At 68.5% G+C, this 21,731-nt stretch carries 21 protein-coding genes; 3 read left to right on the forward strand and 18 right to left on the reverse strand.

The window, feature by feature from the left end:
* Positions 1–10: 10 nt before the first annotated feature.
* The 6 genes from OG2516_RS05485 to OG2516_RS05510 form a co-directional block, all read right to left on the reverse strand.
* Entirely contained in the window at positions 11–340 is a 330-nt protein-coding gene (locus tag OG2516_RS05485; protein WP_007254637.1) for a cupin domain-containing protein, read from the reverse strand.
* A gap of 16 nt (positions 341–356) precedes the next feature.
* The gene (locus OG2516_RS05490) at positions 357–2,675 is read right to left on the reverse strand and encodes a DUF4962 domain-containing protein (RefSeq protein WP_007254638.1); all 2,319 of its coding nucleotides are present in this window, start codon (positions 2,673–2,675) and stop codon (positions 357–359) included.
* 83 nt (positions 2,676–2,758) lie between these two features.
* A complete protein-coding gene (locus tag OG2516_RS05495) occupies positions 2,759–4,279 on the reverse strand; it encodes an extracellular solute-binding protein (RefSeq protein ID WP_156799343.1) in 1,521 nt (506 codons plus the stop codon).
* Between the two features lie 74 nt (positions 4,280–4,353).
* A complete protein-coding gene (locus OG2516_RS05500) occupies positions 4,354–5,235 on the reverse strand; it encodes a carbohydrate ABC transporter permease (protein ID WP_007254640.1) in 882 nt (293 codons plus the stop codon).
* An 11-nt stretch (positions 5,236–5,246) separates the two neighbouring features.
* Positions 5,247–6,242: an ABC transporter permease gene (locus tag OG2516_RS05505; protein WP_007254641.1), complete on the reverse strand. Its 996-nt coding sequence runs from the start codon at positions 6,240–6,242 to the stop codon at positions 5,247–5,249.
* Positions 6,239–7,342, reverse strand: coding sequence for an ABC transporter ATP-binding protein (locus OG2516_RS05510; RefSeq protein WP_007254642.1), 1,104 nt, complete (start codon positions 7,340–7,342; stop codon positions 6,239–6,241). Before OG2516_RS05510 ends, OG2516_RS05505 begins: the two co-directional genes overlap by 4 nt.
* A 152-nt stretch (positions 7,343–7,494) precedes the next feature.
* Here OG2516_RS05510 and OG2516_RS05515 point away from each other — a divergent pair, with 152 nt between their 5' ends.
* Positions 7,495–8,187 (forward strand): GntR family transcriptional regulator, encoded by a 693-nt coding sequence (locus OG2516_RS05515; protein WP_007254643.1) that lies wholly within the window; start codon positions 7,495–7,497, stop codon positions 8,185–8,187.
* Between the two features lie 150 nt (positions 8,188–8,337).
* Complete coding sequence (locus OG2516_RS05520; RefSeq protein WP_007254644.1) at positions 8,338–9,636, forward strand: MATE family efflux transporter; 1,299 nt, start codon at positions 8,338–8,340, stop codon at positions 9,634–9,636.
* Positions 9,637–9,670: 34 nt separating this feature from the next.
* Here OG2516_RS05520 and OG2516_RS05525 read toward each other — a convergent pair whose 3' ends face one another.
* From OG2516_RS05525 to OG2516_RS05555, 7 genes are all read right to left on the reverse strand, one after another.
* Complete coding sequence (locus OG2516_RS05525) at positions 9,671–10,954, reverse strand: TRAP transporter large permease (RefSeq protein ID WP_007254645.1); 1,284 nt, start codon at positions 10,952–10,954, stop codon at positions 9,671–9,673.
* Positions 10,955–10,984: 30 nt separating this feature from the next.
* Complete coding sequence (locus OG2516_RS05530) at positions 10,985–11,521, reverse strand: TRAP transporter small permease (protein WP_007254646.1); 537 nt, start codon at positions 11,519–11,521, stop codon at positions 10,985–10,987.
* Positions 11,522–11,585: 64 nt separating this feature from the next.
* A complete protein-coding gene (locus tag OG2516_RS05535; protein WP_007254647.1) occupies positions 11,586–12,569 on the reverse strand; it encodes a TRAP transporter substrate-binding protein in 984 nt (327 codons plus the stop codon).
* Positions 12,570–12,822: 253 nt separating this feature from the next.
* A complete protein-coding gene (locus tag OG2516_RS05540) occupies positions 12,823–13,275 on the reverse strand; it encodes a GNAT family N-acetyltransferase (protein WP_007254648.1) in 453 nt (150 codons plus the stop codon).
* 11 nt (positions 13,276–13,286) lie between these two features.
* Positions 13,287–14,513, reverse strand: coding sequence for a D-mannonate dehydratase ManD (manD, locus tag OG2516_RS05545; RefSeq protein WP_007254649.1), 1,227 nt, complete (start codon positions 14,511–14,513; stop codon positions 13,287–13,289).
* An 11-nt stretch (positions 14,514–14,524) separates the two neighbouring features.
* The gene (locus OG2516_RS05550) at positions 14,525–15,661 is read right to left on the reverse strand and encodes a Gfo/Idh/MocA family protein (RefSeq protein ID WP_007254650.1); all 1,137 of its coding nucleotides are present in this window, start codon (positions 15,659–15,661) and stop codon (positions 14,525–14,527) included.
* A 418-nt stretch (positions 15,662–16,079) separates the two neighbouring features.
* On the reverse strand, positions 16,080–17,069 hold the full coding sequence (locus OG2516_RS05555) for an NAD(P)-dependent alcohol dehydrogenase (RefSeq protein WP_007254651.1): 990 nt from the start codon (positions 17,067–17,069) through the stop codon (positions 16,080–16,082).
* A gap of 49 nt (positions 17,070–17,118) precedes the next feature.
* Here OG2516_RS05555 and OG2516_RS05560 point away from each other — a divergent pair, with 49 nt between their 5' ends.
* On the forward strand, positions 17,119–18,054 hold the full coding sequence (locus OG2516_RS05560) for a LysR family transcriptional regulator (RefSeq protein ID WP_245544272.1): 936 nt from the start codon (positions 17,119–17,121) through the stop codon (positions 18,052–18,054).
* 95 nt (positions 18,055–18,149) lie between these two features.
* Here OG2516_RS05560 and OG2516_RS05565 read toward each other — a convergent pair whose 3' ends face one another.
* The 5 genes from OG2516_RS05565 to OG2516_RS05585 form a co-directional block, all read right to left on the reverse strand.
* Positions 18,150–18,830 carry a DUF4386 family protein gene (locus OG2516_RS05565; RefSeq protein WP_007254653.1) on the reverse strand — a complete coding sequence of 227 codons (681 nt, stop codon included), beginning with the start codon at positions 18,828–18,830 and terminating at the stop codon, positions 18,150–18,152.
* Positions 18,827–19,693 carry an SDR family oxidoreductase gene (locus OG2516_RS05570; protein ID WP_007254654.1) on the reverse strand — a complete coding sequence of 289 codons (867 nt, stop codon included), beginning with the start codon at positions 19,691–19,693 and terminating at the stop codon, positions 18,827–18,829. Before OG2516_RS05570 ends, OG2516_RS05565 begins: the two co-directional genes overlap by 4 nt.
* Positions 19,694–19,709: 16 nt before the next feature.
* Positions 19,710–20,078 (reverse strand): hypothetical protein, encoded by a 369-nt coding sequence (locus OG2516_RS05575; protein WP_007254655.1) that lies wholly within the window; start codon positions 20,076–20,078, stop codon positions 19,710–19,712.
* 64 nt (positions 20,079–20,142) lie between these two features.
* Complete coding sequence (locus tag OG2516_RS05580; protein ID WP_007254656.1) at positions 20,143–20,505, reverse strand: glycine zipper family protein; 363 nt, start codon at positions 20,503–20,505, stop codon at positions 20,143–20,145.
* Between the two features lie 100 nt (positions 20,506–20,605).
* Positions 20,606–21,616: an AraC family transcriptional regulator gene (locus OG2516_RS05585; protein WP_007254657.1), complete on the reverse strand. Its 1,011-nt coding sequence runs from the start codon at positions 21,614–21,616 to the stop codon at positions 20,606–20,608.
* Positions 21,617–21,731 lie beyond the last annotated feature (115 nt).

Below are 21,731 nucleotides of genomic sequence, written 5' to 3' on the forward strand. Positions count from 1 at the left end.
GATTGCGGTGTCAGAGAAAATCTTCGCGGTGGGGCGTGAACATGTCGATCAGGACGCCCGCCTCGAGGCAGGTCGCGCCGTGGACGATGTTCGGCTCCTTGTAGAGGCTGTCGCCGGGGCCGACAGTGTAGGTCGCCTCGCCCACGGTGAACTCGAAGCGGCCCGAGACGACGTAGGTGATCTGCTCGTGCGGGTGGCTGTGCAGCGCCGCGACGGTGCCGGTCTCGAAGGAGACCTCGACGCACATCAGGTTGTCGTTGTAGGCGCCCACCTTGCGCGTCAGGCCACCGCCGGCGTCGACGGTCTCGGCCTCGGCGGCCGGGAAGTGGTTCTTGGTCATGTCTCTCGCTCCCGGATCAGGTGTTGGCCAGCTTCTTCATCACGACCCTGAACGTGTTCTCGTCGGCGTCGGTGAAGTAGAGATCCGCGTCGTAGCCCTGGTCGTCGAGGAAGTTGAAGATCCGCTTCGGCGCCTCGAGCCGGTAGGGCACGAGCAGCGTCGCGATGCGGTGGCGGGTGGCGGCGGGGTAGCGCGCGGTCAGGAAGGTGCTGACCGGCAGGCCCTCGTAATCGGCGGGATCGACGCCGGGGAAGTCTGTGGTCTGCGACAGCTCGGGCTTGCCCGCCTCCGACCAGACCACCTGCCCGTAGAACCCCGCCTTCTCGCCCGTGTTGCGGAAGCTGGTCCGGCCGAGCTCGTAGGGGTTGTTGGCGTGCAGCAGCCAGTCGACTGTGACCGGCGTCTCGGCGTCGACCTTGTCGACGATCACGAAGTAGCTGTTGCGCACGAAGTAGATCTCGCGCTCGGCCAGAGTCACCTCGGGCGACAGGCTCCGGTAGGCCTCGGTGGCGTCGCCGCGGATGTAGTGGTGATCCTCGCGGGGCTCGGCGGCGAGGATGCGGCCGGTGGCGGCCATCGCCTTGGCCTTGTCCTTCTCCGCGTACTGGCCCTTGCCGTTGATCAGGATCGCGTTCTTCGAGCGCGTCTGGCGCCGCCACTCGCGGTGCATCGACGAGTTGAAGGCGACGTAGTAGCCCGACTGGATCGCCAGGTCCTCGCCGTAGGCGGCCATGCAGAAGGCGTTCTGGTCGCCGTGGCTGTGGCTGATCGAGCCGAACGGCGAGGACTTGAAGACGAACTGGATGTGCTCGTCGGGGTCGTCCATCGCGTGCTGGATGCCGACCCAGCCGATGCCGCGGAAGTGGCGCAGCCCGCCCTCCGGCGGCGTCGCCTCGACCACCGGGAAGTCGGTCTGAAAGGCCATCTCGTCGAACCGGGTGTCCCACCAGCCCCAGTTGTAGAACTCCATCTCCGTGCCCGGGTTCAGGCGCAGGTTCTCCTCGCAATACCACTGGTAGGCGCCCTTGCCCGTCACCCCGCCGAACTGGCGCATGTTGAGGCCGGTCTTGATGCCCGGCAGATCGCCCTGGGTGCTGTCGTCGCCGAAGGTGGCGCGGCGGGTGTTGGGGGCCTTGCAATAGAGCGGGAAGTCGCCCGTGTTCTGCAGGAAGGGGCGCTGGTAGAGATCAATGCCGGTGTAGCTCTTCAGCCGGTTCGCGGCGTCGATGAGATAGGCCATGCCCATCATCCAGTAGTTCGTGCCCTCGGCCCACCCGCCGTCGGCGTCGCCCCAGGGCGAGTAGACGGTGAACAGGAACTCGATGCAGTAGTCGAGCCAGCCGCGCACCTCGTCGTCGCCGTCTTCCAGCAGCGCGATGCACGCGGGGATCAGCGTCAGCGACACCGAGCGCACGGCGTGGCTGTCGTAGGGAAAGAGGTGGATCTTGGCGTTGACTATTGCGTGCTCGGCGATGTCGCGGGTGCGCTCGCGCAGGGCGGCGCGGACGGTGGCGCGCTCCTCCTCGGTGAGCTGGTCGTGGAGCCAGTCGTAGCCCCAGGCGAGCGCGTTGTTGACGCGGTAGGCCCACTCGTCGGTGTAGGCGCGCGAGGTGACCCCCATCGGGTCCCAGCTCGCCGCCTCGAGCAGCTGCGCCTTGGCCTTGTCGAGCATCTCCTGGTTGCCGGTCACCTTGCCGCCGATGGCGAGGTGGCGGATCGCGTACCAGACCTCCTGCAGGTCGATGTAGGTCTGCCGCCAGATCGGCGCAACGCGCTGGTGGTTCGGGTAGCCGGCCGGCTCGCGCATAAGCTCGCGCTCCATCCACGGCAGGACCGAACCTTCGTAGAAGGCGTCCCACGCGCAGTGGGTCGGATCGACCGCCACGGCCTTGCGGAAGGCATCCAGCCGCTCGGGGGTCAGCCAGAGCCGCGGATGGGCGCGGGTCGCGCCGTCGAGCCGCACCGCGCGCGCGGGCAGCGGCGTCTCGGGCAGGTCGGCCGCGAGGGTGAAGCTGCGGGTGCTGCTCCACTCCGTCACCGGCTTGCCCGTCCCGGCGTCGCAGACCGCGTAGGACCAGTGCCACCGGCCGGGCTCCAGCACGCGGTCGGGGGTGAAGAAGTTCAGCGGGATCGGGGCGAAGGTCAGCGTGTCCTTCGCGGGAAAGTCGGCGTCGCGCGACAGGCGCAGGACGTAGGACGCCTCGTCCTCGATCACCGGCAGCCACGAGAAGCGCGGCGGGTTCTCGACGATGTCGCTCCGCTCGGTCGGGGCGTACTGGATCGTCAGGCGGCCCGCCTTGGGTTCGTCGAGGGTCGGCAGGGTTCGGGCGAGCATGGGCTATCCTTGCGGGTCGGCGGTGACGTGGAGGGCGCACGGCCAGCCGGAGCCGGCCGTGCTGTCGATGCTATTGGAAGGCGTCAGCTGTACTGGCGCTCGTAGGCCGAGTTCATGACGTCGAGCACGTCCTGAAGGCCCATGTCGTTGAGCGTCTCGATGTAGTCGTCCCACTCTTCCTTGACGTCGCCCGAGCCGAGGATCCAGGCCTGCTGGCGCTCCAGCATGTAGGTCTGCAGCGACGGCCAGTAGCGGTCGTAGACCTCCTGCTCTTCCTGGTTGAAGGACACGCCGAGGAACTGCTCGACCAGCAAATCCTCGCTGTCGTAGAGCTCGATGCCCTCGCGCGCCGAGTCCCGGGTCCACTGCCACTCGTAGCGGTAATCCTGCGGGTAGCCGCGGTAGACCTGCGCGCCCTCGAGGTACATCTGGCTGTTCACCGGCTCGCCGGATTCCAGCACCTCGGGCTTGTAGACCGGCTCGCCGTCGACCATGTCCCAGGTCTTGCCCTCGACGCCGAAGTTGGCCAGCAGCGCGCCCTCCTCGGAGAACCAGTAGTCGAAGTACTTGATGGTCTCGACCGGGTGCTCATTGGCGTAGGAGATCGCCCAGCCGTCGGGCTTCATCGGGATGCGGCGATTTTCCTCGATCCGCACGCCGCTGACCGATTTCGGCGGCAGGAAGGGAACGAAGTCGAAGCCTTCGACCTTGTCGGCGAGCGCGACGTTGTAGCCCGAGGTGGAGGCGAACCAGTCGTGGGTCATGCCGCCCAGGTTCTCGCCCAGCAGGTAGTCGCGGGCCGAGCTGCCGCGGGTGAAGAGCTCGGGGTCGATCAGGCCCTCTTCGTACCACTGGGCGATGTTGGCCAGCCCGTCGCGGTATTCGTCCTGCGCGTAGGGATGCGCCACCTGGCCGTCCTTGAGGTAGAACTGGTGATAGACGTCCGCCCCGGTCGAGCGGGCGTCCCAGAGCGTCAGCAGCCGCAGGACCTCTTCCCAGTCGCGCACGAAGAACGGGATCTCGTCCTGCATGCCGTTGCCGTTGGGGTCCTGGTCGCGGAACGCGACAAGCACCTCGTAGAGCTCGTCGACGTCGTCGGGCCGCTCCAGCCCGAGCGCGTCGAGCCAGTCCTGGCGGACGAACCAGGCGCGGGCGTATTTGCCGTCGGGCAGGTAGGGGATGTAGTAGACGTTGCCGTCGTAGGCCGAGATCGCGTCCCAGATCTCGGGATGCTCGTCGAACCAGGCCCTGATGTTGGGCGCGTGCTCGTCAACGAGGTCGTTGAGCGGAACGAAGGCGCCCTGCGGGCCGTACTCGTTGACCGGCTGGCGGATGTTGGCGCCGCCGACGATGTCGGGCAGGTTGCCGGCGGCGAGCAGCAGGTTCATCGCCTCGGAATTGTCGGTGGTGTTGCGGCCCGAGGTCTGGTCGACCAGGTGGATGTTGGTCCGCTCGCGGGCGACTTCCTCGACCGGGTAGATCTCGGAGGTGTCGCCGCCGGGGCCGTAGCCCTGGGCCCGGGCCCAGTGCATGTGGATCGTCAGCTCCAGAGGTTCGTCGACGATCGGCAGCTCGATGTCCTGTGCCAGGACGGGCGCGGTCATGGCCGTGCTGGCCAGCATGGCGATGGAAAGTCCTAAGGTTCGCATGGTGTCCTCCCTGTTGCGAAAATGGCCGTTCATTCCTTCACTCCGCCCAGCAGGATGCCCTTGCTGAAGTACTTCTGGAGGAAGGGGTAGATGAGCAGGATCGGTATGATCGAGCAGACGATGATCGCGGCGGTGACGGTCTCGACCGAATAGGCCGCGGTCAGCAGGGTCGTGGAGAATTCCTCGTCGTCCGAGAGCTCGACGATGACCTGGCGCAGGTAGACCTGCAGCGGGATCTTGTCCTCGTCCTGGAGCAGCACCATCGCCCAGAAGAACCCGTTCCAGCGCGACACGATGCAGAACAGCGCGACGGTGGCGATGGCGGGCTTGGACAGCGGCATGTAGACCTTCCAGAGCACCTGGAACTCGTTCGCCCCGTCCATCCGCGCGGCCTCTTCGAACGATTGCGGGATCGCCTCGAAGAAGTTGCGCAGCAGGATGATGTTGAAGCCGTTGACCGCGAAGCCGATGATGATGCCGAAGTAGCTGTCGAGCAGGCCGAGGTCGCGGAAGTTCAGGAAGAACGGGATCAGGCCGGCGTTGAACCACATGGTGAAGGCCACCATCAGGTTCCAGAACCGCCGCCCGTAGAGCTGCGGGCGCGACAGCGCGTAGGCGCCGGGGATGATGATGAGCAGGCTCATCAGCGTGCCGAACACCGTGTAGATGAAGGTGTTGCCGTAGGAGGTCCAGAACAGCCGCTCGCTCAGCACCTGCTTGTAGGCCTCGATGGTGAACCCGACCGGGGTCAGCAGCACGTTGCCGGCCCGCGCCTCGAACCCCGTCGAGAGCGACAGCGAGACGATGTAGATGAACGGATACAGCGTCGAGATCGTGAACAGCGCGATCAGGACCATGTTGGTGATGACGAACAGCTTGTCGCCGCGCGAGTAGAGGTTCATGTTGGCCATCGTCTTCCCCCTCACCAGAGCGACGTGCGCGAGTAGCGCTTGGAGATCGTGTTGGCGGTCATCACCAGGATGAAGGCGACCACGGCGTTGAAGAGGCCGGCGGCGGCGGCGAAGTCGTACTGGCCGCCCTGCAGGCCCTGGCGGTAGATGAAGGTGTTCACCACGTCCGCCGTCGCATAGGTCGCCGGCTGGTAGAGCAGGATGATCATCTCGAAGCTGATCTCGAGGATGTTGCCGATGCGGATGATCAGCATGATGATGATCGTCGGCATGATCGACGGGATGGTGATCTTCCACATCATCTGCCAGCGGCTGGCGCCGTCCACGACCGCGCTCTCGTAGAGCGTCGGCGACACCCCGGCGATGGCCGCGAGGTAGACGATCGACTGGAAGCCCGCCTCCTGCCAGATGCCGGTGCCGATGAAGATCGGGCGGAACCACTCCGGCTTGGTCAGGAAGTAGATGCTGTCGAAGCCGAGCCACTCGAGGATCGTGTTCACGATGCCCGCCGAGGGCGAGAAGGCGGTGATCACGATGCCAGCGATGATCACGGAGGAGATGAAGTGCGGCAGGTAGACGATGGTCTGCGCCGTCTTCTTGAACTTGTCGTTCAGGATCTCGTTGAACATCAGCGCCAGGAAGATCGGCACCGGGAAGCCGAAGAGCAGCCCGTAGGCGCTCATGATGATCGTGTTGCGCAGGGCGCGCAGGAACTGGTCGTTGTTGAACAGCGTCTCGGAATGCTGAAAGCCGATCCACGGGCTGTCGGCGATGCCGCGGAAGATTGAGTAGTCCTTGAAGGCGATCTGCAGGCCCCACATGGGCTTGTAGAGGAAGACCAGCAGCCAGACGATCGTCGGGACCAGCATCACGTAAAGCTGCCACTCGCGGCGGACGTGGTCGCCGATCCGCTGGATCCGGCCCGGCTTGCGCCGGCGCTGCGCCTCGGACGCGTCAAAGAGGAGGTTCTCGGTCGTCGGACCGGTGAAGTTGGGATCGATGCTCATGTCTCGGTCACCTGTCCCGGCAGCGCCTTGCCGGTCTCGGCGTCGAAGACGCGGACCAGCCCGGGCGCGATGGTGAAACCGGAGATGCCGTTCAGCACGTCCATCTGCCCCACGGTCTCGGTGCGGATCACGAAAGGCGCGTTCTGCAGGCTGGCGTGGATCAGCGCCTCGGAACCGAGCGTCTCGATCAGGTCCACGTCGACCTCCACCCGGCCCGGCGTGTTGTCTTCGGCGATGGTGACGAACTCGGGCCGGATGCCGAGGATCACGTGCCGGCCCACCGAGTCCTGCAGCGAGGGGATCGGTGCCAGCGGCAGCCGGTTGGAGCCGAACTCGGCCACCGGCCCCGTGTCTCCCGCCGCGATGGTGGCGTCGACCATGTTCATCGGCGGCGAGCCGAGGAAGCCGGCGACGAAGGTGTTGGCCGGGTTCAGGAACAGCTCCATCGGCGTGCCGATCTGCTCGATCCGGCCGTCGTGCATGACGACGATGCGGTCGGCGAGCGTCATCGCCTCGACCTGGTCGTGGGTGACGTAGATCGAGGTCACGCCGAGCCGCTTGTGCAGCCGCTTGATCTCGGCGCGCATCTGGGTGCGCAGCTTGGCGTCGAGGTTGGAGAGCGGCTCGTCGAACAGGAAGACCTTGGGGTTGCGCACGATGGCGCGGCCCATGGCGACCCGCTGGCGCTGGCCGCCTGAGAGGTCGGCGGGGCGGCGCTCGAGGTAGTCGGTCAGCCCGAGGATGCCGCCGACCTCCTGCACCTGCGCCTCGATCCGCTCCTTCTTCTCCTTCCGGATCCGCAGGCCGAACGCGATGTTGTCGGCCACGTTGAGGTGCGGGTAGAGCGCGTAGTTCTGGAACACCATCGCCACGTCGCGATCCTTGGGCGCGACGCGGTTCACGTGACGGCTGTCGATGGTCAGGTCGCCGTCGGTGATCTCCTCGAGCCCGGCGATCATGCGCAGCGTCGTCGACTTGCCGCACCCGGACGGGCCGACGAGGACGACGAATTCCTTCTCCCGCACTTCGAGATCGATCCCGTGGACCACCTGGACCGCGCCGTAGGATTTGACGAGCCCCTGAAGACTGACGCCGGACATGGCTCCTCCCTCTCGTGTGCCGGGCCTCCCAGCCCATGTGTTCCCTGCGGCCGATTCGGCGCCGCCTGAAACTGGGATACTAGTAATTGGACTGGTATACTAGTCGTAACTGCGCTAACCTGTGATGAGAGCATTCAGAGAGAGGCCGAGACATGGTTCAGGTGCGCCCTGCCGGAGAACGAAGGACGAGCGTCGACGACATTTTCCACGCGATCCAGGAGGACATCCTGAGCCTGCGGCTGCGGCCGGGGGACAAGCTCTCCGAGGCCGAGGTCGCAGCCCGGTTCGGGGTGTCGCGCCAGCCGGTGCGGGACGCCTTCAGCCGCCTCGCCAACCTCGATCTGCTGCTGATCCGCCCGCAGCGCGCCACCGAGGTGCGCCGCTTCTCCATGCGCGAGATCGTCAAGTCGCGCTTCGTGCGCGCCTCGGTCGAGAAGGAGGTCCTGCGGCTGGCAGCCGAGAAGTGCGACGCAGTCGGCGCGGCGATGCTCAAGGCCGCCCTCGCCCAGCAGGACGAGGCGATCCGCCGGCGCGACGTCGAGGGTTTCGGCGAGCTCGATTACGACTTCCACCGCACCCTCTGCGATATCGCCCATGCGGATTTCGCCTTCGACGTCATCATGGCCGAGAAGTCCAAGGTCGACCGGCTCTGCCTCCTCGGCCTGTCCAAGGAAGATCGGATGCCGGAGCTGGTCGCCGACCACCGGGCCATCGCCGAGGCGGTGGAGCGGCACGACGCGGAGACCGCGGTCGCCGCCGGCGCGCGGCACCTGTCGCGGCTCGACGAGACGATCGAGAGCATCTCGGCCACCAACCAGGACTACTTCGAACCCGAAGACCTGTAGGCCGAGAATGCCCATCCCGCTCCGCAGGTCGTCGCCGGGGGCCGCCGCCGGCGCCCCGCGCCCGGAGGCCCGCGCCTCCGCATGACCACCACCGTATCTCCGGATTATCCGGCTCCCGGCGCCAGAAGCGTCTTCCTCCTCGCATGGCCGATGACGCTGAAGGCGATCATCCTGCACGGCACCGTCGTCATCGACGCCTACCTCGTCTCCTCGCTCGGCGAGACCTCGCTGGCCGCGATGGGGCTGGCCGCCGCCATCGCGGGCTTCGTGCTCGGCGGCATCCTCGCCTTCGCCAACGCGATGCAGATCCGCACCGCGCAGGCCTTCGGCACCGGCGACCGGGTGTTCCTCAAGTCCGCCCTCGCCTCGGGCATGAGCGTGAGCCTCGCGGTCGGCTGCCTCGGGCTGCTGCTGATCTCGCTCTTCGGCGGCGCGCTGATCGGGGCGATGGCGCCGAGCGGCGAGGTCGCGCGGCTCGCCAGGGACTACCTGGCGATCTTCTCGCTGGTGATCCTGGGCGAGGCCGTCGGCCAGTGCCTGTCGAGCTACTTCAACGGCTGCGGCCGCACCAAGCTGCCGCTCTACAGCTTCTGCCTCGCCCTGCCCATCAACGTCGCGACCAGCATCGTGCTGATCCACGGCTACTTCGGCCTGCCCGCCTTCGGGGTGCGCGGCGCGGCGATGGGCAGCGCCATCGCGGTGAGCGTCCAGGTCGCCTTCCTGGTCTGGCGTTTCGTGCGGCTCGACGGCGACCTCGCCCGCCTCGCCGGCTGGCGGCACGGCACCTTCGGCGCCACGCTGAAGCGGCACCTCGCCTTCGCCCTGCCGATCGCCGCCACCTTCTTCAGCGCCACCTCCCCCACCCATGTCTGCACGCTGATCTACTCCCGGCTGAGCCTGAACGAATTTGCCGCGATGACGATCATCGCACCCTGGATCATGGTCGCCGGCACCGTCGGCATGCAGTGGGCGCAGGCGACGGGCATCATCGTGGCGCAGCTGCTGGGCCAGCGGCACCCGGTGGCGGTGCTCGACAGCTTCCTCGCGGCCGCGTGGCGCGGCGCCTTCATCGCCGCGGCCGTCGTCGCGGCGGCCTACGCCGCGGTGTGCCTGTCTGCCGATATCCTCTACGACGATCTCGCGCCCGAGACGCGCCAGGTGCTGCTGGGCTTCCTGCCCGTCCTGCTGCTGCTGCCCTTCCCCAAGGGCTCGAACGCGATCTGCGGCAACACCCTGCGCGCCAGCGGCGACACGATCTACGTGATGCACATCTTCGTCTGGTCCCAGTGGCTGTTCCGGGTCCCGGCCACGGCGCTGGCGGTCGTCGTCTTCGACTGGCCGGCCTTCTGGGTGCTGACGATCCTGCTGGCGGAGGAGATCGTGAAGCTCCCCGCCTTCCACCGCCGCCTGCTCCGGGGCGACTGGAAGCACTCCGACGTGAGCGCCTGAGCCGCGCCGGCGGCCCCGGGCGGCCCCGGGGGAATCAGAGGCCCAGGAGCCGGGGCAGCGTCAGCGAGATCGCCGGCACGAACGTGATGAGCAGCAGCGCGACGAGGATGGCGAAGTAGAACGGCCAGATCGTCCGCACCGCCTTCTCCATCGGCAACCGCCCCACGGCGCAGCCGACGAAGAGACACGAGCCCACCGGCGGCGTGCACAGGCCGAGGCCGAGGTTCACCAGCAGGATCATCCCGAACTGGTAGGGGTCGACCCCCACGCTCGCCGCCACCGGCAGGAAGATCGGGGTGCAGATCAGGATCAGCGCCGCCATGTCCATGATCATCCCGAGGATCAGCAGGATCACATTGATCATCAGCAGGATCATGATCGGGTTCTCGGTCAGCCCGGTCAGCAGGCCCACCATGCGGGCCGGCACCTGGTAGAAGGTCAGCATGTAGGCGAAGGCCGCGGCGCAGGCGATCAGGATCATCACCATCGACGTGGTCCGTACCGACTGGCGCACCGCGAGGCGGAAGTTCTCCCAGGTGATCGCCCGGTAGACGAGCAGCGTCACCAGGAAGGCGTAGATCGCCCCGAAGGCGCCCGACTCGGTCACCGTGAAGACCCCCGACAGCACCCCGCCGACGATGATGACCGCGGTGAGCAGCCCCGGCAGCGCGCCCACGAAGCTCAGCGCCATGGCGGTCCAGCCCGGGAAGCGCTCGGCCCGGTAGCCGCGCTTGACCGCCACGAGGTAGGCCGCCGCGGCGAGGCAGAGGCACATCAGCACCCCCGGCACCACCCCGGCGAGGAACAGCTTGGAGATCGACACCCCGCCGCCCACGGCGATGGCGTAGATGATCATGTTGTGGCTGGGCGGGATGATGATCCCGGCGATCGAGGAGGTGACGGTCACGTTCACCGCGTAGTCGGCGTCGTAGCCCTTCTCCTTCATCACCGGCACCAGGATCGAGCCGAGCGCCGAGATGTCGGCCACCGCCGAGCCCGAGATGCCGCCGAAGAGCATCGAGGAGAACACGTTGACGATCCCCAGACCTCCGCGCACCGCGCCCACCGCCGCCTGGGCGAAGCGGACCAGCCGGATCGCGATGCCGCCGTGGAACATCAGCTCGCCGGCGAAGATGAAAAACGGGATCGCCATCAGCGAGAAGACGTTGATCCCCGAGATGATGCGCTGGAAGCCGATCATCAGCGGCAGGCCCTCGTACCAGAAGGCGGCGATCGCCGAGATGCCGAGCGCGAAGGCCACCGGGGTCCCGATCAACACGCACAGGCCGAAGAGGCCCAGCAACACCAGCAGTCCCATGGTCGTTCCTATCGTTCTTGAGCGCGGGGATTATTCGATGGTGTCGCGGCGCAGGTCGCGCCCCTGCACCACCCGCCACAGGTGGGCGAGGGAAAACAGCACGATCAGGCCGCCGCCGACGGTCAGGGGCAGGCTCCGCAGCCCTTCGGGCAGGCCGATCAGCGGGATCAGCGAGCCCCATTTGAACAGCGTCAGCTGGCCGCCGTAGATCAGCATCAGCAGGCCGAACCCGGCCAGCAGCAGGTCGGTCGCGACGACGAAGACCGTCCGCAGCCAGGCGGGCACCAGGCCGCGCAGCAACGACACCGACAGGTGGGTGTGCTCGTGGACGCCGACCGCCGCGCCGAGGAAGGCGATGACCATGACCAGCAGCAGGGCGGCCTGTTCGACCCAGGTCGGCGTGGCGTTCAGCACGTAGCGGCCGAAGACCAGCCAGCCGAAGATCACCGTCAGCACCACCAGCGAGACACCGGTGATGAAGCGGCAGAGAGCGGCGATCGCGTCCAGCAGCCGGTCGAGCCCGCTGCCGCTGTCCGTCGCCGCCGTCCCCTCTTGCGCGTCGCTCATGTGTTGCCCTCCGGACAGGATCGCCCCGGCGGAGGACCCGCCGGGGCAATTCGTCAGGCAAGGATCAGTCGGTGGACTGGATCAGCTCGACGAGCGGACGCAGGTCCGGGTTCTCGGCGAGGTAGGTCTCGTAGACCGGCTGCATCGCCTCCTGGAACGGCGCCTTGTCGGCGATCTCGTTCACCGTCACTCCGGCGCCCTCGACGGTCTCGCGGCTCGCCGCCTCGCGCTCAGCCCAGAGCTCGCGCTGCAGCTCGGCGGATTCGACGGCGGCCTCGCGCACCGCGGCCTGGTGCTCTTCCGACAGGCCGTTGAAGGCGTCGGCGTTGATGCAAAGGCACTCGGGGATGATCAGGTGCTCGCTGACGGAGAAGAACGGCGCGACCTCGTAATGGCCGGTCGACTCGTAGGAGGGCCAGTTGTTCTCGGCCCCGTCCACGACGCCGGTCTGCAGCGCCTGGTAGACCTCGGCGAAGGCCATCGGCGAGGGGTTGCCGCCCATCTCGGCGATCATGCCGGAATAGAGGTCGTTGTTCATCACCCGGACCTTCATCCCCTCCACGTCCTCGGGCGAGGCGATCGGGCCGTCGCCGTTGTAGAACGAGCGCGCGCCGGCGTCGTACCAGGCGAGCGGGATCAGGCCCTTCGCCTCCATGCCGTCGGCGATCATCTGGCCGCCCTCGCCGTTCAGCACACGGAACATGTGCTCGACGTTCTTGAAGATGAACGGCAGCGAGACGACGTTCGCCTCGGGCACGATGGGGCCGATCGGGCCGAGGTTGAAGTTGCCCACGGCCAGCCCGCCGAGGCGCACCTGCTCGATGGCGTCGGGCTGGCTGCCCAGCGTGCCGCCGTGGAACATCTGCAGCGTGATCTCGCCGTCGGTCTTTTCCTCGACCAGCTCGGCGAAGCGGTCCATCGCCACGGTGTTGGGGTAGCCCTCGACGTGGATGTTCCAGCCGCGCCAGTCCTGGGCGGCGGCTGCGCCGGCAAGCATGGTCAGCGCGGTGGCCGCGCCGACGAGTGAAGCCGTGATGGTCTGGTACATGAGTGTCCTCCCTTGGATCTGACCAGCATGCCGCCCGGAGGGGCGGCGGCTATCGCCGGACCCGTCTGTCGCGGGTCGCGGCATGGGGTGCTGAAGTCTCCTCCCTCCAGCGATCTGTTCGACCGTCTCGCGGGGCAACACACGATCGCCCCGCTCCGCCGGTTCTTAACTGCAATGGTTACTAGTATACCAGTGTTGTCAAGCCATCTCTTCACCTGGCGCACCTTTTGTCGGCGCGCCCGGCGCGAACCCCTCACGCGCGGCGCCGCCACTCCATGAGCACGTCGGGAGTTTTCTCCTCGTTGCCCGCCCCATCGGTCTCGCGGATCACGGCAAAGCCGTGCCGGGCATAGAACCGGATCGCGCCGGTGTTGGCCCGGAACACCCAGAGCTGCAGCCTGTCCTGCCGCGCCTTGGCGTTCTCGATCAGCGCGCTCCCGACGGATCGGCCGGTGTGGCCGGGCAGCAGATAGAGATGCTCCAGCCAGTCCGTCCTGAATGCGCAGAAGCCGATCGGCGCGCCGCCCGCCTCCGCGACCCAGACCGCGCACTCGGCGAACACCCGGGTCCGGTAGAAGCGCTTGTCGCCCTCCAGGCTGTGCAACCGCGGCAGGTAGGGCAGGAAATGCTCGCGCGACGCGCGCGCGATCTCGGCGATGGCGTCGCTCTCGTCGGGCCGCGCGGGCCTGATCGTCACTCCGTCCATCGCTCCCCCGATCAGTAATCCCACATCGTCCCGTCGGTCAGCCGCACGACGGGGTGGCTGCCGGGCCGGTATTCGTAGCGCGCCGCCTCCGCCTCGTCGAAGTCGACGCCGAGGCCCGGCGCGTCGCTGACATGCACCATTCCGTCCTCCATCCGGTGGTCGGACGGAAACAGCGCGTCGCAGTCCGGCGTGCCGAGGACGAGGTATTCCTGGATGCCGAAGTTCGGTGCCCAGGCGTTGAGATGCGCGTGGGCCGCCATGCAGAGCGGCGAATGGCTCGGCGCGCCGTGAAACCCGGTGCGCACGTGGTGCAGCCCGGCGAGGTCGACGATCCGCTTCACGTGGGTGATGCCACCGGCATAGGTCGCGGCGACGCGGATGAAGTCGATCAGCTCCTCCTCGATCAGCTTGTTGCACTCCCAGATCGAGTTGAAGACCTCGCCGATGGCGATGGGGGTGGTGGAGTGCTGCCGGACCAGGCGCAGCGCGGCCTGGTCCTCGGCCGGCGTCGGGTCCTCCAGCCAGTAGAGGTCCACCGGCTCCACCGCCTTGGCGAACTGCGCCGCCTCGCGCGGGGTCAGCCGGTGGTGGACGTCGTGCAGGATGTGCAGGTCAGGGCCGAAGCGCTCGCGGATCGCCATCAGCGCGCCGGGCATCCAGCGCAGATACTTGCCGCTGTCCCAGATCTCGGTCTTCGGCCGGATGCCCGAGAAGTCGCTGATGTAGTGTTTCGAGGCGCCCCTTTCCTCGGGCACGGCGTAGCTCGCGGTCGGCATGCCGGGGATGCCGCATTGCACCCGCACGGCCTTGTACCCCTGCTCGACGTAATGGGCGATGCTGTCCATCAGGTCCTCGAGGTCCGCCCCCGTGGCGTGACCGTAGACCATCGCCCCGTCCCGGCTCTTGCCGCCGAACAGCTGGTAGAGCGGCATGTCGGCGAGCTTGCCCTTGATGTCCCACAGCGCCATGTCGATCGCGCCGAAGGCCGCCATCGCGACCGGACCGCGCCGGAAATAGGCGCCGCGGTAGAGGAACTGCCAGATGTCCTCCGACCGGCGCGGGTCCATGCCGATGAGGTTGGGAACGAGGTAGTCGGTCAGGTACTTCGCCGGCAGCGTCTCGCGGTTGTTCAGCGTCGCGTCGCCGAGGCCGTAGACGCCGCTGTCGGTCATCACCTTGACGGTGACGTAGTTCTTGCCCGGCCCGCCGACGAACACCTTCGCATCGGTGATCTTCATGGTCCCGCTCCTCAGCCCAGATGCCGCACGTCGGTCCAGCCCGCGCTGGCCCGGATGACGTCGATGATCGCCTGGTACCGCGCCCCCTCGCGGAAGGTCGGGTACGGCGCCACCGCCTCGCCGCGGATGTCGCGGGTGAAGTCGCGCACCAGGCGGTGCCAACACTGCTCGGTCTCGCCCTCCACGTCGGGCACCTCGGCCGCGATGTCGTCCGGCAGCGGCAGGTCCGTCCAGCCGCTGCCGTCGTGGAGCGACAGCTGCCCGCTGCCGTAATGGCCCTTCAGGTGGATCGCCCCCTCGGTACCGTAGAACACGATGTGGTCGTCGCCGAACCGGGGCACCAGCCCGCCGTGCTTGAACAGCACCGAGACCGGCTGGCGCGCCAGCGCGCTCTCGATCCGGGCAAGCACGGTATAGGACCATTCCACGTCGCTCTCGCCCCATTTCAGGCTCGGGTCGTCCAGGTCCTTGGGGATGAAGCTGCGCCGCTTGGTGAAGTCGTGGACGCCCTCCACGATGGGCGCGCGGCCGAGGTCGTCGCGCACGTCGCCGAACACCTCGCGGACGCCCTCCCCCACCACCGAGGTCACGATGGACAGGGTGTGGGTGAAGTTGTTGTTGAGCCGCCCGCCCCCGGCCGACTTCTGGTGCGACCAGCCGAACGGGATCTCGCGCTCGAGGTTGAAGTGCGACATGCACTCCACCTCCGTCGGCTCGCCGATCGCGCCGTCGGCGACCAGCCGCTGGGCGTGAAGCACGCTCGGCGTGTAGCGGAAGCTGGCGGCGTAGCAGGTCTTGACCCCCGCTTCCTCGGCCAGCCGGCGCAGCTCGGCGGCGGTCTCTCCGCTCTCGGTCATCGGCTTGTCGCAGAAGACGTGCGCCCCGGCCGCGATGGCCTGCCGGATCGGCTCGAAATGCGCCCCGCCCGGCGTCGCGACGGAGACGACATCGGGCTTGCAGACCTCCAGCGCCTCGGCCCAGTCGGTGCCCGCGTGCGGGATGCCCATCCGCCCCGCGACCTCCTCGACCACGTGCGCCGTCCGCCCGACCATCCCGACGATCTCGGCCCCCGCGGCGCGAAACGCCGCCGCATGCCCCTGCCCCGCGAACCCCGTCCCGTGCACCAGGACCCTCAGCCCATCGCCCATGTCTCTCCTCCCGCTCTGAATTACTAGTATCCTAGTATCAGTCAGAGGAGACAGCAACCGCTCTCCCAGCCGGGCCCGTAAGCCCGCGCTCGCGTCCAGTGTCCTCACCATGGCCCGCCCGGCTCGAAGATAACCCCCCGCTTCTGCCGTACCCTCCTCCCAGCGTCCCCGCTTTCGCGCGCAACAAGGCCCGGGAGACGCTGCCCTGCCCCACTTGACGCAGAGCAAGGCGCACGAGCCCCCGTGTGTGTGTAAGCTGACGAGCAACAAGCGAGCCGCCCTCGCGCGAACAGTCGCTCATGACCTGCGCGCCAGGGCTTCTACAGACAAGCACTGTCCTGACCGCTCCGCTCCCGCCTCAGGACGTTTCGTCGAGCCGGCTGTTGGAACCGAGGTCGGATCCCGCAGGCGCCTCGGGTCAGACCAGGACCACGTTTCCCGCCTTGCGGCCGCTCTCGACATAGCGGTGGGCCTCGTCGAGCTGGTCGAACGGGTAGGTCCGGTCGATCACCGGGACGAACCTGTCGGCCTCGACCAGGTCGAGGAGGTGATGGTGCATCTTCCTCAGGGTCTCGGGCTTGAGCATGCCGGTCGCGGAGAAGCGGGCCTTGCGGGCGCCGAAGAGCGCGGTGCGGATCATGGCGCCGAGCAGGCCCAGGCTCAGCACCGGGCAGACATAGCGGCCGGTGCTGACCAGCGCCCTCTTGGCATGGCCGAACGAACTGACGCCGAGCGTGTCGTAGATCACGTCGTAGCGGATCCCCATCCTGGTGAAGTCCTCGGCCGCGTAGTCGATCACGCGGCTCGCCCCGAGCGAGGCCACGAGCCCCGCGTTGCGCGCGCTGCACGTGCCCGACACCTCGGCGCCCATGGCGGCGGCGATCTGGACGGCGGCGGTGCCGAGGCTGCCGGAGGCGCCGAGGATCAGGATCCTTTGGCCGGCCCGGAGCTCCCCGATCTCCTTGAGGAAGTTGAGCGACGTGACCGCCCCGTCGCTCATGACGGCGGCTTCCTCGTGGGACATCGCGGCGGGCTTGTGCAGCAGAACGCCGTCCTCGTCCATGCAGATGTGGCTCGCGTTCGCGCCGAAGTTCAGCCCCGACATGCCGTAGACCGGATCGCCGGCCGCGAAGTTCGACACGGCGTGGCCGACCGAGACGACCTCGCCCGAGAAGCAGGTTCCGACCAGATCGTGGCGGGGACGGCGCAGGCCCAGGAACAGGCGGGCGAAGCGGGGCGTGCCGGCGCGCATCATGCCGTCGGCGCGGCTGACGGCGGAGGCGCGCACGCGGATCAGCACGTCCTTCGGGCCGGGCGCGGGCATGGTGCGGCTGACGGGCTTGAGGGCCTCGGGGCCGCCGTAGCGGGTGACGCTCCAGGCGTTCAGGGTTTGGGCGGTGGCTTGCATTTTCGACTTCCTCGCTTGAGTTGACGTGGAGGGAAGTATCGGGGCACGGTTGATCCGCATACTGACCGATATCACCCACAGTGGATCGAAAACGTTCCGAATGCTGGACTGGAAAGCCCTCCCCGCCTTTCTCGCCGTCGCGCGGCACGGGTCGCTCCGTGCGGCGGCGGCGCAGCTTGGCGGCACCCATGCGACCGCCCGGCGCCAGGTCGAGGCGCTCGAGGCGCAGCTGGGCGTGCAGCTGTTCCGGCGCGGCGCGGACGGCTTCCGCCTGACCGCGGCGGGGCGGACCCTGCTGCCGCAGGCGCTCGAGGCCGAGACGGCCCTGCTGCGCGGCTTCAATGCCGTGCAGGGACTGGATCGGGAAGCGTCCGGCCGCATCCGCGTCTCGGCCGATCCGCTGACCGGGCATTTCATGCTCGCGCCAGTGCTGGCCGAGTTCGCGGCGCTCTATCCCGAGATCGACGTCGAGCTCCAGCTGTCCTACGGCATCGATTCCATCGAGAAGCTGGAGACGGACGTGTCCATCCGCAGCGTGGCGGAGGTCGACGAGGACGTGGTCGGGCGCAAGCTCTTCCCGGCCGCCATCGGCATCTTCGCGGCGCGGAGCTACCTGGACAGACGGCTCCCCGCAGCCGGACCGAAGGGCCAGGGTCTGCAATGGATCGGGTACGGTCCGGTGCCGGAGCTGCTGGAGTACATCGAGCGGTCGCCGTTTCCCGAAGCCCGGGTCCGGCACACGATCCCGGACCCGGAGATGCATCTTCACATGGCGCGGGCCGGGGCCGGGCTGGCGCTCCTGTCCGCGTGGGTGGAGGCGAAATTTCCGGAATTGCAGCGGGTGCCCGGGACACAGCTGGACGAGCGGCGGTCGCTCTGGGTGCTGCTGCATTCCGACCTGCGGCGGGTCCGGCGGGTCAGGTTGTTCGTGGACTATCTCTGCGACGCCTTGGTCGAACGGCGCTCGGACTTCATCGGAGCCTAGGGCCGCGAGAGCGAGAGCGTCGAGCTCGGCCGTTCACGACGTGGCGCATGAACGGCCGGGCCGATGATACAATACGCGCGCGGGATGGCCCGGTGTCAGGCCGCGAGCCCTCGCCCGAACGTCGTCCGGCTGCCCCGCAGAAGCACCAGGCCCACGGCGACGAACCACGCGATCGCGCCGAGGCCGAAGACGGCGCCGGCGGTCTCACCGAGCGGCGGCAGGATCGTCACGAGCCCGGCGAAGCCGCTGACCGCGCCGATCCCGGCGGTGATGCGGCCGAAGATGCCGCTCGCGAGCGCCGCCAGGCTGACGACCAGGATCCACGCACCGCCGGCGATCTCGTTGCCGCCGCCCAGGCCCAGCTCGACCGCCTGCAGTGTCAGCCACAGCTCGGCGGCGGCCTCCGGATCGGCGGCGAGGGCATGAACCTGCTCCACCGCGACATTGGCGATCATCCCGGCGCCGAGGACGAGGGTGGCCCAGATCAGGCCGATGGCACCGGCCAGGGCGGCGGCGTCGGGCCGCTCGCTGGCGATCCGGCGGTGCAGAGCGACGACCAGCACCGTCAGTGCCAGCGCGTTGACGATGTAGATCGTGGTGTTCCAGGCGATCATGACGCCCGGCCGATCGGCGATGTAGGCGACGACGGCGGGGACATCGGTCTCGCCCGTGCCGAAGCCGAGCGGGGCGAACACGGTGACGAGGAAGACGAAGCCGAAGATGTAGGTTCCGGCGCAGACGAGGGCGGCGAGGCCGCCGGCTTTGGTGAGGGTCATCTCTGTTCTCCTGGTGGGGTATGGGCCGCCTCGGCGGCGAGGGTTGCGAAGTGGTCGGACAGGCGCCGCGTGCCGAAGCGGGGGGCGATCATGTCGTGCCCCAGCGCGGTCAGGAAGAAGCGCGCCGGGCCGCCGATGCGGCGCGGCAGGATCGGCAGGACGGACAGCGCGGCCCGGCGCAGGGCGTCGGGCAGATAGGTGATGCGCGGCTCCGCCCCGAGGGCGGCGAAGGCGGCGTGGGCGATCTCGGCTTGCGTCATCACGTCCGGGCCGCCGATCTCGGCCCAGCCCATCCCGGCCTCCGTCGCGTCGGCGATGGCCGCCGCAAGGTCGGCGCCGTGGATGGGGTTGAGCCGCCGCGAGCCGTCGCCGAACAGCCAGACGCGGCCCTGGCGCGCCATCCCGAACAGCTCGCCCATGTCGGAGAAGAACCCGCAGGGCGCGATCACCGTGGCTTGCAGGTCGGAGGCGTGCAGCGCCTCGACGAAGGCGGTCTTGGCGTCGACCAGCGGGACACCCGCCATGGTGTCGGCGTTCAGGACATGGACGTAGGCGAAGCGCCCGACGCCCGCCGCCTCGGCCTCGCGCAGCAGGTTCAGGTTGGCTTGGTAGTCGACCTCCCGGTAGCCGAGGCCGTCGGCCTGGCGCGTGATGCCCAGCGCCGAGACGACGAGGTCCATGCCGTCCATGATCCCCACGAGCGTCTCGGGCCGGGTCGCCTCGGCTTCGACCGACAGATCGGCCAGCCCCGCGCCACGCGCGGCGTCGCGGACCAGCGCGGTGACGTGGTGCCCGCGCCGGGCATATTCGGCGCAGAGGAAGCGCCCGAGATAGCCGGTCGCGCCGGCCACGAGAACGTTCATGGATCGTCTCCGCAGGTCAAGACAGGCCCACGCCGAGCGCGGCGGCGGCCATGAGGAAGAGGACGGGCGTCCAGAGCAGGCGCTCCGGGCGCGAGGGACTCGCGGCGTTGGCGGCGAGCGACAGCAGCGTCAGCGCGAGGGCGGGCCAGAACAGCGGAGCCAACGGCAGGACGCCGATGCCGGCCCGGGCGAGCACCGCCCCGGCCATGGCGCAGAGCAGCGCCGCCTGGACCAGCGCCAGCGCGCGCCAGGCCGGCGGCAGCCGGCCGGGAAAGCGGCCGCCGACCGTCAGCCGGCCGAGCGGGGCGCCGGCGGCGACGGCTAGTTGCATCAGCACCGGCAACGCCGTCAGCCCGGCAAAGGCGATGGCGAGGGTCTGGGTCATCGGCCCCTCGCCCCCACCGCAGGCGCGCCGGACCGGACATGGATGTCGTGCATCTCGCCCTCCCTCAGTTCACGACCGCATGGCCGCGGCCGCGCAGGCAGTTCAGCACGACGGCCTCGCGGGTGTCGGCCGCCCCGGCCACGCCCGCCGCGGCGCCGGCCACTGCGCCGGCGAGGGCCCCGCCGAGCGCGTCGCCCTCGTCGGCCTCGCCCAGGAGACCGCCGATGCCGGCGCCGAGGACGATCGCGGCCAGCGTCTCGTGGTCCAGCTGCGTCTGGCTGCGTGCCAGGCTGCGGCAGGCGGACAGGTCGCTCTGGAACTGCGCGTTCGGCGGGCCGTCGAGGATTGGGTCCACATCCGTGCCCATCTCCGCGCAGGCCCCGAGGAGGGCGGTCAGGCAGAACGGGGCGATCAGCATCGATCTCATGTCGTGTCTCCTTCGACGGGCAATCCGTGTCGAGGGAGGAGCTACCCGTCCGCGCCGGGAAGCGGCATGACCGCAGGGATCATCGGATTGACCCGAGGCATCAATTGCCGAGCCAAGCGGTCGGGCTGGCGCCGGTCCAGCGCCGGAAGGCGCGCACGAAGGCCGAGGCCTCCGAGAAGCCGAGAAGGTAGGCGGTCTCCCCGACCGACACCTTGCGCGCGCTCAGGTAGTCCATCGCCATCCGGCGGCGCAGGTCGTCGTGGACTTGCGCGAAGGTGACGCCCTCCTCCTTCAGACGGCGATAGAGCGTCTGCCGGCTCATGCCCAGATCGCGCGCGATGCGGTCCATCGACAGCGTGCCCTCGTGCAGGTCGGCCAGCATCCGCGCCTCGACGGCGGAGCGCACGGTGTCGTGCGCCGCAAGCTCGTCCAGCAGCGCGTCCGCATGACGGGTGAACACGCCGAAGACGTAGTCCTTGCCGCCGTCGAACGGCACGTCGAGCCAGACCGGGTTGATGCGAAGCGCGTTGCGCGCCGCGCGGAACGTCACCGGCACCCGGAAGAGCTCCGGGTAGCGGTTGGCGTGGGGCGGCGGCGCGTAGGTCACCTCCAGCGCCTGCTCGAACGGGTACTCCGGGGCGGAGCGGCGGAATTCCGAGATGAACCGCGCGAAGCTCGCCTCCGTCGCCATCCAGCTGCCGTCGGCGGGCTTGTGATCCACCAGCCAGACGGCATTACCGTCGCGCTCGAGCGCGAACCGGTCGCGTCCGCCGGGAAGCGGCACATCCGCCATGAGGCGCGCATAGCGGTTGAGCTGCTCCAGGCTGTGCGGGAAGGAGCGGGAGGCGTGCACGATCTGGCCGACGATCGACATCGTCTCCAGCCGCGTGTCGAGGACGTGACGCAGGAGCAGCGACGTGTCCCCCGTCGCCCGGATACCGGCGGCGATGAGCGCGTGGTGGGCCGCGACGGGTATGCGCCGGTCCTGATCCGCCAGATCGTCCTGGGCCAGCCCCGACGCCGCCAGCAGCCCGCCGCGAGGCGCCCCTTCGGCCACCGCATAATCGAGGAACGCGGCCGTGAAGCCGGCGGCCATGGTCTGATCGGACATGCGGCAGTCTCCTCGGGTCGAGAACCTGGTGCGCCCGGTCATGGCCTCGCCGAACCGGCGCCGGCAGATTGTCCCGAAACTGACGCTAGGGCAACCTTCATGCCGCCCCGCGAGG

This window comes from Oceanicola granulosus HTCC2516 (genome assembly GCF_000153305.1).
Classification (GTDB): Bacteria; Pseudomonadota; Alphaproteobacteria; order Rhodobacterales; family Rhodobacteraceae; genus Oceanicola; species Oceanicola granulosus.